A 13,702-nucleotide genomic window follows, 5' to 3' on the forward strand; every position below is an offset into this window, starting at 1 on the left:
AAATTTCTTAAAATACGTACTGTACACCAAAAATGAATGATCTGGTAAACGGGTACACAAAACGGTCTACTCCGGTATTTAATAGTTCACGTCTTGAGAATTCAGGATCAGTACCGGTATATTTAGTGATGGTAAATAAGTTTTCAGCACTGATGTAAAATCTTAATTTATCTATTTTAGCAGTTTCTAACAATTCTTGTGGTAAAGAATACCCGATTTGTAACTGACGCATACGAACGAAATTTCCACTTTCAAGAAAACGATCTGACTCTCTGCTGTTTCCATTTGGATCTCCAAGTACGGCACGTGGCGTGTTGCTGCGGTTTTCCGGTGTCCAGGAGTTAAGAGTAGAAGCCAGCATATTGGTTCCTGAACTCATAGATTCGTAAAAATAGCGGTTTCCGTTGTACAGTTTATTACCCCAGCCACTTCCAATTAAAGCACTGAAATCAAAACCTTTGTAGCTGGCTCCTAAAGTTAAATTGGCTTCTACTTTTGGTAAACCTGTACCGGTGTATTCTTTGTCTTTTTCATTAATTACACCATCATTGTTTAAATCTTTAAACCTGATATCTCCGGGTTTCGCATTTGGCTGAATCAGATTGCCATTATTAGTATAACTGTTTACCTCAGCCTGAGATTGGAAAATTCCATCGGTGCGGTACAAATAAAAGGCACTGATCGGAGTACCAACACGCGCTTGAGTAGGGAAGTGTTCGGCGTTAAATTTAAGACCTTCTCCGTAGATCGCCTGATCAGCGTTGGCAAGAGATTCAACATTATTACGAAGAGTTGACAAATTAAAACCTACGTTGTATTTGAACTCATTACTTTGTTCGCTGTAGTTAATTTCGAATTCAAATCCGCTGTTACTTACTTTACCTACGTTAAGAATTGGATCATCGATTCCTGCTGAAGGAGCCAGTCTTTTTGTAATTAACAAGTCGTTAGTAACGTTGCGATAGTAGTTGATAGAACCGCTAATTTTTCCGTTTTTAAGGGTGTAATCAATACCAATGTTTTTAGAGTCTGTAGTCTCCCATTTTAATTTTCTGTTTTCCAATGTTGTGGCAATACTTCCCGGCCATGGATTACCTCCGGTTCCTTGTACATAACCCGAATTTAAATAATTTCCAGAAGTAATTAAAGAACTTGATGCATAGTAACCTAAAGCGGCTTCATTACCCAATTGTCCCCAGCTGGCACGTAATTTTAATTTAGAAACAAAGAAATCTTCCGGGAAGAAATTTTCTTTATCAATTTTCCAACCTAATGCAACAGATGGGAAGGATCCCCAACGGCTGTCTTTTCCAAATTTTGATGAACCGTCATAACGCAAAGTTGCCTGAGCTAAATAACGATCTTTGTACGAGTAGTTAACACGACCGTAATAAGAAAGTCTGTTGTATTGGTATTTAGATCCGTCAGCAGAATACGTTCCGCCTTTTCCGGCTCCAATAGTTTCGAATCCGGGATCCAAGAATCCTGAAGGACGTTCTGTAGAGACAAGTTGCCCGTTTTCTACAGTATGATCAATTGTTTTTCCTTCTGCTAAAATATCGTTCCAGTTGGAAGAAGAAGGGTTGATGGTAGCACCCAAAAGTAAATCAAAAGAATGATCTCCAAAAGTTTTTGCTACTGTAAGGGTATTTTCGAAAATCTGCTCATCCCAGAAAGCTCTTCTTTCTCTGTGTACTGTATATTTTTCCGGTGCTTGTATGTTGGCAATAAAAGGCGGATTGTGAGCCTCAAGCTGTGTATTTATTTCATGATAAGAATAAGCTGTTTTGAATTTTAACCAAGGAGCCAGATTAGCCGTTATCGAGATATTAGCCGTTAAATCCTGTGCTTTTACAACTCCGCTTCTAAAATGCTCGTCTGCTACCGGGTTAGTGTTAAATGGCAGACCGTCTTTGTTGGTTAAACCGTAACCGTATGTTTCATTTGAATCGTAAACAGGTACTAATGGCGAAATTGCATAAACTTCTTTTAATTGAAAGTTTGGCTGTTCGTTTTTAGTATTAAGGTAAGATAATTTGGTATCAACATCAAAGATTGATTTTTTGAAATTTACTCTGGCACTTGCATTTCGTTGTCCAAAGTTATTATCAATAACGATTCCTTTTTCGGTAGAGTAGTTTCCATAAAGTGCAAATTTCACTACTCCTTGACGGCCTTGAACACCTAAACCGTAATTCTGAGCCAGTCCCGAACGGAAAACCTGATCCTGCCAATCTGTATTGTATTGTCCCGGTTTTGTAATATAAGCCGGTAAAGCAACAGGAGTATTAGCATATTTATTGTACTCATCGTACATTCTTTTGTGTACGGTCTGATAACCTTGAGCATCTAATAAATCAAGTGTTTTAGCCGTTGAAGTACCTTTCACAAAAGAAGTAAAATCAACTTTTATTCCTTCTTTCTGACCGCCTTTAGTAGTCACGATAATTACTCCGTTGGCAGCAACAGATCCGTAAATAGCAGCAGCAGCGCCATCTTTAAGAACTTCCATCGATTCGATGTTCGTTGGATTTACAGAGGCTATATCTCCCTGAAAACCATCAATAATGTAGAGCGGTTCAGTGCTTCCAAAAGTATTGATACCACGAATTTTAACCTTTACGGTCGCTCCGGCGGTTCCTCCACTTTTTTGAACATTTACCCCGGCTACTAAACCTTGCAGGGCTTCTGCGGCGTTGTTAGTACCTCTGGTTTCGATACTTTCTTTCTTTACAGAAGAAATCGCTCCGGTAACATTACCTTTTTTAATGGTACCGTAACCGATGACCACTACTTCGTCTAATTTATTGTTTTCTTCCTGCATTACAATACTTAGTTCTTTGTTTGTATTTGCAGGCACTGTTATACCGGTAAAACCAATGTAAGAGAAGGTTAAAGTCGGTGTTTTTAAATCTGAAGGAATTTGTAAGGTGAATTTTCCGTTTTCATCACTGTTTGTGCTGATGTTAGTGGCGTCTAAGGTTACATTTACGCCCGGAAGCGTATTGCCTTTGTTATCTGTTATTTTACCGGAAACGCTTTTTTGCGCCTGATTCGCTTGTGCAAAACCGATAGCTGGTAGCCACAAGCATAGAAATAAGACGATATAGCTTATTTCTCTACTTAATAAAATTGGTTTTTTCATTTGATAGTGGTTTTAGTTAATTTTTTTTGATGATTTATAGGTCAAATTTAATTCCCTGAGCCAGTGGAACGCTGGTGGTATAATTGATGGTATTGGTTTGACGTCTCATGTAGATTTTCCAGGCATCAGATCCTGATTCGCGACCGCCTCCGGTTTCTTTTTCGCCACCAAAAGCACCTCCGATTTCAGCTCCCGAAGTCCCGATATTGACATTGGCAATACCACAGTCAGAACCTGTTACAGATAAAAATCTTTCGGCTTCACGCAAATTATTAGTCATAATAGCTGATGATAAGCCTTGTGCAACTCCATTCTGAAGCGCAATAGCATCCTCTACGTCGCCTGAGTATTTTAGTAAGTATAAAACCGGAGCAAAAGTCTCGTGTTGTACAATTTCAAACGAATTTTGCGCTTCGGCAATGGCAGGTTTTACATAACAACCGCTCTCGTAGCCTTCTCCCGAAAGTACGCCACCTTCTACCAAAACAGTACCTCCTTCAGCTACTACTTTCTGTAAAGCCTGAGTGTACATTTCGACAGCATGGGTGTCAATTAGTGGTCCAACGTGATTGTTCTCGTCCAATGGATTACCGATGCGCAATTGTTTGTAAGCAGCCACTAAGGCATCTCTAACTTTATCGTAAATACTTTCGTGAATAATTAATCTTCTGGTTGATGTACAACGTTGCCCGGCTGTACCAACGGCACCAAAAACAGCACCGATAACAGTCATTTTTATATCAGCATCAGGAGTCACGATAATCGCGTTGTTTCCTCCTAATTCCAGTAATGATTTTCCTAAACGTCCTGCAACGGTTTGTGCTACAATTTTCCCCATACGAGTTGAACCTGTAGCAGAAACTAATGGAATACGAGTATCGGCAGTCATTAACTCGCCAATTTTATAATCTCCATTGATCAGGCAGGAAATCCCTTCCGGTAAATTATTTTCTTTAATAACCTGTGCCATGATGTTTTGACAGGCGACACTACAAATAGGTGTTTTTTCTGAAGGTTTCCAAACACAAACATCACCCGAGATCCAGGCTAGTGCTGTATTCCATGCCCAAACGGCAACCGGAAAATTAAAGGCAGAAATGATCCCTACAATTCCTAAGGAATGATATTGTTCATACATACGGTGACCCGGTCTTTCAGAATGCATAGTCAATCCGTGAAGCTGACGTGATAATCCAACCGCAAAATCGCAGATGTCAATCATTTCCTGTACTTCACCATAACCTTCCTGAAGGGACTTACCCATTTCATAAGAAACCAATTTACCAAGTGCTTCTTTGTTCTCACGTAATTTTTCTCCAAACTGACGTACAATTTCGCCACGTTGCGGAGCCGGAATCAATCGAAATGTTTTGAAAGCTTCTGTTGCAGATTGCATTACTTTTTCATAATCGGCAGCGGTTGACATTTTTACAGAAGCAATTAATTTTCCGTCAACCGGAGAATAGCTTTCTAAAATACCTCCTGACGAAAAGTTTTGCAAACCTGTAGATGTTCCTTCGTTTATTGCTTTGATGCCCAATTTTTCCAGAGCTTCATTCATGCCAAATTGCGATGTTATTGATGTCATGTTTTGTATGTGCTTTATAATTTAAAAGAAAGAGGAGTGGAATAAAATCTTCTTTTAAAGTATATTATTATTTATTGTGTTGTAATTGTACGTCTGTACTTTCAAATATTTTGTCGGCAGAAGATGCGACAAAGCCTTGGTACAATTCACCGTTTGCCATTGGATAACGAAGTGCAAATTCGTAATAACAAGACGGGATTTCTAAAGCACCTTCTTCAAAAGTAACGAGATGTAAATCTGCTAAAGTGCTGGATTGTTCTAACAATTGCTCAGGTGTTCCTTTAATTTTTCCTCCTGATGCATTCAATTTCCATCCATTTTCTTCTAAAAAGGCATTTAAATCCTGTAAAGTATCGAAGGCTTTTAAAGCGTTGGTGTTTATTGTAAAATGGTTGGCACGAAATCCGTACACATACATCCATGCTGCATATTCAGATTCGGCCAATAAAGATTGATAAGTAGCATGCGAATTAGCGTTCCATACAGTTCCGCTCAATACCAGTTCCGGATTGTCAAATAGCTTTTGATCACAGCTGTCTAAAATGTTTTTTACTGTTGCTTGTAATTCAGGAGAGCATTTTTCTAACTCCAATTCAGAAATGAAAATTCTGGGTGCATTTTTATCAGTAGCATGTTCGTAATGTTTGGCGAACAATTTTTTTGTTTCAAAATGATAGTCACCTTTTGCTTCGTAACCAAGGTTTACAAAAAGCTTTTCTAATACTGTAATATTTATTCTCTTATCATTGAATGTGCGGATCGCAATATGATCGTTTTTTATCTCTTCTCCTTTTTGTTCTAATAAGTCATGAATCTTTTTTGCTGATGGGGTAATTTCAGCGTATTGTTCCCATAATTTTGACAGTAATTGCGTCTTGTCCATCTGTAAAAAATTTTAAATGTTATTATTACACAAATCTATATATATAACTGTTATGTTATTATTATTATGATACGATTATTTATAAATAAATGGATTAGCTGTTTTTTTTTGTAGATTTGACACTTATAAAAACAGTTTTAATCTTAAAGTTGTCAAAATAATAGAATCCGGTAAATCACTTGCAGCTATGTCAATCATAAAACACAACGAAAACACTGACTTTTTAGATCAGGAAATTTTACAAAAGCTTGATGAAAATGGTAGAATCCCTTTTTCTGAAATAGCAAAAGATTTAAATATTTCTAATTCATTAGTGCATTTGCGTGTTCGAAAAATGCAGGAATCGGGAATAATTAAAGGATTTTCTGTTAAATTAGACGCAAAAGGAATTGGTTTTGAAACCATAACTTACACCGGAATTTCAACTAAAGAAGCTCGTTTTGCCTATTCAATTTCGGAACAATTGGAGAAAATCCCTGAGGTGGTAGAATGCCATTGGGTTTCCGGTAAATATGCACTGTTTATAAAAATTGTTGCTGCTAATAATGAAGAGCTTCGCAAAATTTTATACGAGCAAATTCATCAGATTGAGGGAGTAGGAGGAACGGATTCTTTTATTTCATTCGGTTCGGCATTCGAGAAAAATCTTCCTGTGAAGTAAGTTTTTTTGCACGCAGATTTAGGAGATCGGGCCGATATTTTTGTTTTGCAATTGGATAAAAGCAATCTGCTAAATCTGCGTGAGACAATTTCTCGCAAAGTCGCCAAGTCGCTAAGTTTTTTTGCACGCAGATTTAGCAGATTGGGTTGATTTTTTTGTTTTGCAATTGGATAAAAGCAATCTGCTAAATCTGCTTGAGATAATTTCTCGCAAAGTCGCCAAGTCGCTAAGTTTTTTTGCACGCAGATTTAGCAGATCGGGCTGATATTTTTGTTTTGCAATTGGATAAAAGCAATCTGCTAAATCTGCGTGAGACAATTTCTCGCAAAGCCGCTAAGTCGCTAAGTTTTGTGATTGATTTTTTAAACTTTGCGCTTTTGCGACTTTGCGAGATTTTTTTTGCGTTACTAAAAACAGCTATTTACTTCTGTAATTGCTTAATAAACAATATTTCCATTGTGAATTAGAGAGCGTATCGGAGACATTCTGGATACAGCCTCAGCTGAGCAGCTCGCTTCTATCAATACTACATCTGCGGAATCACCTGCTTTTGGCCATTGCTGAATTCCTTTGTCATCTAGGGGTAACGGGCCAGCGGTCGCCAGTTTAAGCATTCGGGACAATCCAAATTCTGTGACTTGTCCGTACAATTGGGCTGCAAGATTGGCTTTTTGCAATACACTGCCGGTACCAAAAGTATTCCATTGATCAATTATACTGTCATTTCCGGTCAATACTTTTACGTCGTATTTCATTAAAGTAGGGATTGGCATTACAAGATTACCGAAAGGGACAGTAGAGACAATACCTATTTGAGCGGCAGCCAGTTTTTGTGCCATTTCTTCCTGCTTAGGTTTATCGAGTTTTCCAAGAATAAAACAATGGCTTACAAAGGTTTTTCCTTTCAGACTTGTATTTTCGTTAACTTTATCAATTAGATATTCAACGGTTTTTAGCCCCGATTCCCCTGATTCATGTAAATGAATATCAATTCCCTTGTTATTGTCCAATGCCAGTTGTACCGTAAAATCTATTGTTTTTTCGATCGAACCGTCAATCGTGAAGGGATCAACCCCTCCGATAAAATCAATATCCATTTTAGCCGCTTCTTTTAAATACGGAACGGTATCGGTATAAAAAACGCCATGTTGCGGAAATGCTACTATTTCGGCACCAAAGCCCTTTTTTTTATTTTCTAAAGCAAGCTGTAAGTTTTTTAACGATTGTAGCTTAGAAGTAGGTTCAATGTTTACGTGGCTACGGGCAAAAGAAGTTCCGTGTGATTGTAGCAGCTCGATTAGTTTTTCAGCTTTATAGGTTGATTTTTTTAGTATTTCGGGCAAGATTTGTTGCTCTAATGCAATCATGCCTTTTACGCCGCCACTTCTTTTTTTTACGGCTTGCCAATGATCGCCATAAAAGGTTTTATCTAAGTGAATGTGCATATCACGAAAAGCCGGTAGCATTAAAAGTCCTTTTGCATCGATGGCTTCAGAGTTGGGTTTATTTGGTGAAATGGCTTTGATTTTGCCATCACTAATTTCTACACAAAACAGGGCCGTTTTGGTGTGTACAATTTCTTCCTCTAGATAATCAAAACCTGTTTCTAATCTGACATTTTTTAGCATGTATGATTTACCTGCTGCTATTTTTATTTTAGAATCTGTAGAAAGAGGAGCGGCCTCTGCCGAATTTAAAAATCCTGAGCCAATCGCCAGTCCGGCAACGCTTAATGCTGAGTTTCTTAAAAAATCTTTACGGGATATTCCGGAGTTTTTCATGGTAGTTATAGTTTTTACAAATATAGACGGCATAGAGAATCCGAATGTGAAGGATTTATTCCAAGGCTTGTAAAATTTATAACAAATCCCTAAAATCGGTTGGTGTTGTTCCGGTGTGGGTTTTAAAGAAATTGGAAAAATAAGCGTGATCAACAAATCCCAGTTCAAAAGCAATTTCCTTAACAGAGATGGCGCTGGTTTTGAGAAGACGTTTAGCTTCCAATACGGTTCTTTGCTGAATTACTTGTGTCGCAGAAATTTTTAAATACTTTTTGCAGAGTATATTGAGATAGTTGGCTGAGATATGAAGTTTTGCGGCATAAAAGGAAACCAGTTTTTCTTCTTTAAAAGAAATATCAATCAATTGTTGAAATTTGACGATGCGGGGCTCAACTTGATAGTTGTTCAGATCGGTAAAAATTTTAGCAGCAGATTTACTTATAATAGAAGCAATGACGGCAGTACGGGAACTAATCAATTCTGAAAGAGAATCTACTGCTGCCAGTTCATTTTTAATCGCATCAAATTCGTAGCGGATCAGTTGGAAGGAATCCGGGTCGAGATCAATAACAGGCTGGTTGTGATATTCGACAGATGAAAACCTGAAACTGAGAGAAAAACGCTCAAAAAAATGTCGATCAATCATCAATTGATATCCTGTTGTATCGGGTTCGATACTCCAGGTATGAACCTGTCCGGGGAATAAAAGATGGATTTGTTGGTTGTCAATTTTATAGTCTTTAAAATCAATGGTGTGAATGCCTTTTGCCTGATCAAAAAGGACGATGATAAAAAAATCGTGTTGATGTGGTTTGTGGATGTGTCGTTCACCATGCAATTCATTAAACAAAAGCGGTTCTTTAGTATTGATCCGGTCTTTTCTAAATTCTTCTAAACCCAGTAGCGGAATATGTTTGTTTTTTTTATTTAGCATGATAGCTGGTTAACTTCCTTGTAAAGTTAATTATAATCAGGTGATTTTACAAAAGGGAATATAGTATGAATTGATTTTGTGGTTACCTTAAAAAATCAAAAATAAGGAGCAAAAAAAACCTGACAATTTTATTGTCAGGTTCATAACGCTTTCCTTTGAGGTTAAACCAAATAACAAATAATCAAATTCATAGCATTTATTTAAAATAAAAATTAAAAAAACTATTTTTAATCTAAAGGAACTTTCTTCTTAGTTTAAGAAGTTTAGCACTTTGAATGATTTTTTGTTTCCTGCTTTGTTTGTTACTACAACAATAAATAATTGTTTAGTTGAGAAACTGCGGTTGTGTAGCAGAATTTCTTTATTATTCATTATGTTTTTGTAATTGACTAAAGACTGTCCCAATATATTGAATACTTGAACCTGAGCAATGTCTACCATTTCGTTTGTGATCACTAATGCATTGTTTTTAAAGTAAACGAGGGTATTATTTTTTGCCTCAAATTTATCCAGAGACAGTTGTGAATTAAAATAATTGTGGTAAGCATCAGAGAACTCGTATCCTGTTGTACAAGCGGCATCCCAGTTGACAGACCAAGTCATAACTCCTCTCATATCAGGATGAGTACTACCTCTCAATGTATATTTTCTTCCTGGAAACGAAATACCTTTTTTTAAGTAATCAAAAGCCTGAATTCCTTTATCAGGAGGTAAATATCCTCCTGCCGGAGCTGCCAGACTACAAGCCGGGATTGCGATTACAACTTTAGAGGCTGGTAATGGCGCGAAATGATATCCGGTGTTCGCAACATTAAATCCCTTTAGTAGCATGTCCGACATGGATACTAAAAAATCAGGTGTTCCTTGAGAATAAGCAACGTTGTCAAGCGCGACTATAGATCCTGTATTGTACAATTGCACCATCAGGAGATCCAATTCATTACGTAAATTCTGAATTACAGGTAAGAAAGAACCAACTCCGCTTGCATAAGTATTGTAACCGGCCTGAACATAATAGGCTTCGGGAGCTGCGGTTAGGATAAATTCGTTTCCGTAATGCGCTTTCAATTCTTTAAAGGCATCTACAACATTTTTTAACTTTGGATAAGCCGAAATAGAGGCATAAGAGAAATCCTTTAGATTACCTGCGTCAAAATTCATTGATGATCCTTCAAAGTCAATATCAACACCGTCAAAATGATACTGGTCAACGATCGCTTTTACTCCGTTTACAAAAATATCTTTTTGAGCGGTCGTCTGTAATACAACGTGGCCATTTTGTCCTCCTATAGAAACCAGAACAGGAATTCCTTTATCTCTTAAGAATTTAATATCATTTTTTAGCAATTGAGGATCAAAAACGCCATTCGTCATATATCTGGGCTCGTTTACTACCAGGAGTGGTGTGAAGCCATCTCTGTTTTTGGTTTCTATGAAAGAATAAATAATGACATTGAATTTTTTATCTCCTAATTGATTGAAGTATAAAAAGGGTGCACTGGTGTTTTCCCAACCGTGAGTATACCCAACAATGACTTTGGGTGGTAGTTGATTGAAAATAGAATTAATAATAGTAATAGATTGATTTAAGGTGTTCTCACCACCGGAGTTATCTGTTGCTTTTACCACTATTGCATACGTTTTGTAGGCATTTGGGGTGAAAGTATAGCTGTAAACACTTCCATTACCTTTTGTCATTGGGTAAGAAACTCCGTCAATACTAATAGAAACAGTTGCGACTGTACCATCTTTATCTTTGACATCTACGCTAATCGGTATTGTCTTAAATCCGGAAACCTGATTGATAGTGTTTGACGTAGGGGTACCCCAGGTTATTTCCGGTACTACATTTGGGCAGTTTGCTCCTGAGCATTCTAAATAGAATGTTTTTGTGTTTTCTGCGGTAGTATTATTGGAGGCTGTTGCCGTTGCTTTTAGAGTATAATTTTTATTTAAATCTGCTAAGGTAGGTGTCCAACTGGCAGTATATTCTTTCCCTGTTGTATGTGTTCCTGTGATGTCCTTTCCATTAATAGTAAATACAACAGAAGAAATTGTTACTGCCGGATCTGAAAATGTTAAGTCGGCATTGGCTTTAAATTGAATAGCTGTTCCCGGTACAATCGGCACAGTTGCAGATGATGGACTAGTAATCGTAATTTGTGGTGCAACAGCACTTGAATTGAAATTATAAACTTGTGATGTTGCCGGAATTGGAAAGTTTGCCAAATCTGTTGGGAAATAAATAATTCCCTTATTTTCCCATTCGTTTAGTTTTAAAGATTCTACCCTTGAATAACCAGCGAGAACTGAATCGTCATAGCTGAAATTACCTTGAGCATCTGTGGTCGCGATTATGGATTGATAACCATGAGTGGAGTCTGTCCAGGGTAAAACCAGTTGAACTTTTGCTCCTGAAACCGGTATAGAACCATTTTTAACCGAACCACTAATTTTATTTGTAATAAGATTTTGTGTAAAGTGCAATGTTTTATCTTCATTAATTGCCGTATAGATGGTAGAAGCGGGAGCATAGGTCATTCCCGGTTTAGCAGCGATTACAAGATAATCTAGTCCTGCAACTAAATTTGGTATGGTGTAATTACCCGAAGCATCTGATGTCGCACTTAGGGACGTAGTTCCTGAAGTTGCCATAATAACAACTCCTGAAACCGGAGCTGTTCCATTTTTAACTGTTCCGCTAAGAGTGTGAGTAGGCAGTGCTGTTCCCTGAATCTCTACAGCGGTTTGACTAACTGTTACATTTGTTAATGTTACGGCTGTAAAAGTATAAGCCGGATGCGATGCTGTTAAGGTGTAATTTTGCCCGGGATTTACATTATTAAAAGTAAAAGTACCAGTTGGACTAACAGAAGCTTCCAAAACCACATCGTTTGAATCTCTTAATTCAACTATGACGTTAGTAATTAAATTTGTTCCGTTTTTTACAGAGCCGCTAATAGATACAGTTCCCGGTAAGATAGTTCCAAAAGAAGTATCGATCTGCTTTAATAAGGAATTTGTAATAGCACCTCTGGTATCTTGAGAAAGTTCCCAAATCATACCTCCGGCTAAGTTTTTGGATTTTAGATATTGTACTTTTAAGTCTATCGATTGTTTGTCTTCATAGCTTATAAACTGTTGTGTACGGGCATTATACAGGTAAGGGACTTTAGTTCTGTTGTCAAAATATCTTACCCATCCATCAGCTGCTGCTTTTGGTGTCACCAACATTGTATTTGGATCTAAATAAGGGTGTGGGACTGTTACCTGATTTCCTACTAAGTCACAAATTTCAATACTTCCTGAGTTCTCGCATCTGGCTCCGGTATCCCAAGTACCTAGAGGACTCTGAGGATTACAACCCGATACAGCATCTCTGGGAGCAGTAACAAATAGTCCCGGATAGTTTGGATCTGTTCCGTTGTTAGCAACATTATTAAAGATTTTACCATAAAATGGGATCCCCATGATTAATTTATTCGCGGGATATCCCACAACATTTAGATAGATATTGGTTAACTCATCTAGTGATTCCGATTGGGCTGCTCCATATAAGGGGGCGTTTGGGTTTTGGCTTGCATATAATGGTGCATTGTAACATGTTTTATCGTACCAGTTACCACCAAAATCATATCCAAAATAGGTGATATAATCGCAATAGGTCGAAATATCGTCAGTCATTCCAAATCGGGCTCTGTTTTTTGGGCCTATGTATTGGTCGGGTACATTTCTGACATTGTTCCCCAAGGCTGCCGTAACTAATTTATTGGGCATAGCCTGACGCATGTCTTTTAGTAAATACACTAAATTTTTGTGATCGTCCGGGCTGTGTAATTGGGCACGAACAGGACCTCCTTTTAGTATTTCAGTACCATCTGTACCTCCTTTAACAGGATATTCCCAATCAATATCAAACCCGTCTATGAAGGAATAAGTAGTCATAAATTTTACCATATCTGCAACTAAGGCCTTTCTGGATACAGGATTTGCTGCAATGGGAGAAAGATCCTGACCTTCTGTCCATCCACCAATAGAAATTAGAACTTTTAGATGCGGGTACTTTTGTTTTAACTTCATTAAATCATAGAAATTTCCTTTTACAGAAGCATCCCACGGTATTCCGCCTTCGGTATGATCAAAATCAGCATGCGGATCTAGGGATCGTAACTTTGTATTTTCGGGACGGGCAGGATCATAAGCTGTTCCGAAAAAGGCATAATTTAAATGCGTTAGCTTGTCTCCGTCTATTGCAGGAATATTGTAATTCCGATCATAAATAGACCATTGTGCATAATAGCCGACTACTTTTTTGCCGTGTGACGGTTGTGCTGAAATCAGTAAAGGAAATAGTAATAAAAAAACTAGTTGGTAATACTGTTTAATAAACTTGTAGTACTGTTTCATAAATTTAATTTTTGATTGTAAAAAAAATAAAAGGCTATTGATTTATTAGATGTAAGATGTGATCAATTAAAGAGGATAGATATCCTAAATCGTTTTGTAAATCGGTTCTGTACAATATTCGAGCGATTATAACTTCATATTATTGTCGATATTTTAATTATATTTTATGCAAAAATATTTAGTAAGAGCAGTAAAGGATTTGATTGATCTATATCTGTTATGTTTAAAATTATAATTGTAGGTGAAAAATATACTAGATCTAAAAATGATACACTGCAGAATTAAAAATTGCGAATGTTGTTA

At 37.3% G+C, this 13,702-nt stretch carries 7 protein-coding genes; 1 reads left to right on the plus strand and 6 read right to left on the minus strand.

The features are described from left to right. Positions 1 to 7: 7 nt before the first annotated feature. The 3 genes from G3A47_RS11475 to G3A47_RS11485 form a co-directional block, all read right to left on the minus strand. Complete coding sequence (locus G3A47_RS11475; protein WP_166922381.1) at positions 8 to 3,145, minus strand: SusC/RagA family TonB-linked outer membrane protein; 3,138 nt, start codon at positions 3,143 to 3,145, stop codon at positions 8 to 10. 34 nt (positions 3,146 to 3,179) lie between these two features. After that, entirely contained in the window at positions 3,180 to 4,733 is a 1,554-nt protein-coding gene (gene amaB, locus G3A47_RS11480; RefSeq protein WP_166922383.1) for an L-piperidine-6-carboxylate dehydrogenase, read from the minus strand. A 67-nt stretch (positions 4,734 to 4,800) separates the two neighbouring features. Beyond that, positions 4,801 to 5,616, minus strand: coding sequence for a DUF1338 domain-containing protein (locus tag G3A47_RS11485; RefSeq protein ID WP_166922385.1), 816 nt, complete (start codon positions 5,614 to 5,616; stop codon positions 4,801 to 4,803). A gap of 187 nt (positions 5,617 to 5,803) precedes the next feature. On the opposite strand from G3A47_RS11485, the gene G3A47_RS11490 reads away from it, so the two are divergent. Beyond that, a complete protein-coding gene (locus tag G3A47_RS11490; protein WP_166922387.1) occupies positions 5,804 to 6,277 on the plus strand; it encodes an Lrp/AsnC family transcriptional regulator in 474 nt (157 codons plus the stop codon). A 437-nt stretch (positions 6,278 to 6,714) separates the two neighbouring features. Here G3A47_RS11490 and G3A47_RS11495 read toward each other — a convergent pair whose 3' ends face one another. The 3 genes from G3A47_RS11495 to G3A47_RS11505 all read right to left on the minus strand — a co-directional run bounded on the left by G3A47_RS11495 (position 6,715) and on the right by G3A47_RS11505 (position 13,399). Further along, positions 6,715 to 8,058: an amidohydrolase gene (locus G3A47_RS11495; protein ID WP_166922389.1), complete on the minus strand. Its 1,344-nt coding sequence runs from the start codon at positions 8,056 to 8,058 to the stop codon at positions 6,715 to 6,717. Positions 8,059 to 8,134: 76 nt separating this feature from the next. Then, positions 8,135 to 8,992, minus strand: a complete 858-nt coding sequence (locus tag G3A47_RS11500; RefSeq protein ID WP_166922391.1) for an AraC family transcriptional regulator — start codon at positions 8,990 to 8,992, stop codon at positions 8,135 to 8,137. A 249-nt stretch (positions 8,993 to 9,241) separates the two neighbouring features. Continuing rightward, positions 9,242 to 13,399 carry a glycosyl hydrolase family 18 protein gene (locus tag G3A47_RS11505; RefSeq protein WP_306783634.1) on the minus strand — a complete coding sequence of 1,386 codons (4,158 nt, stop codon included), beginning with the start codon at positions 13,397 to 13,399 and terminating at the stop codon, positions 9,242 to 9,244. Positions 13,400 to 13,702 lie beyond the last annotated feature (303 nt).

Source organism: Flavobacterium poyangense (assembly GCF_011751075.1).
GTDB lineage: Bacteria > Bacteroidota > Bacteroidia > Flavobacteriales > Flavobacteriaceae > Flavobacterium > Flavobacterium poyangense.

Excerpts from the sequence above, each read along its gene's own strand:
- G3A47_RS11475 (WP_166922381.1), bottom strand. The coding sequence starts at position 3,145 with ATGAAAAAACCAATTTTATTAAGTAGAGAAATAAGCTATATCGTCTTA.
- amaB (WP_166922383.1), bottom strand. The coding sequence starts at position 4,733 with ATGACATCAATAACATCGCAATTTGGCATGAATGAAGCTCTGGAAAAA.
- G3A47_RS11485 (WP_166922385.1), bottom strand. The coding sequence starts at position 5,616 with ATGGACAAGACGCAATTACTGTCAAAATTATGGGAACAATACGCTGAA.
- G3A47_RS11490 (WP_166922387.1), top strand. The coding sequence starts at position 5,804 with ATGTCAATCATAAAACACAACGAAAACACTGACTTTTTAGATCAGGAA.
- G3A47_RS11495 (WP_166922389.1), bottom strand. The coding sequence starts at position 8,058 with ATGAAAAACTCCGGAATATCCCGTAAAGATTTTTTAAGAAACTCAGCA.
- G3A47_RS11500 (WP_166922391.1), bottom strand. The coding sequence starts at position 8,992 with ATGCTAAATAAAAAAAACAAACATATTCCGCTACTGGGTTTAGAAGAA.
- G3A47_RS11505 (WP_306783634.1), bottom strand. The coding sequence starts at position 13,399 with ATGAAACAGTACTACAAGTTTATTAAACAGTATTACCAACTAGTTTTT.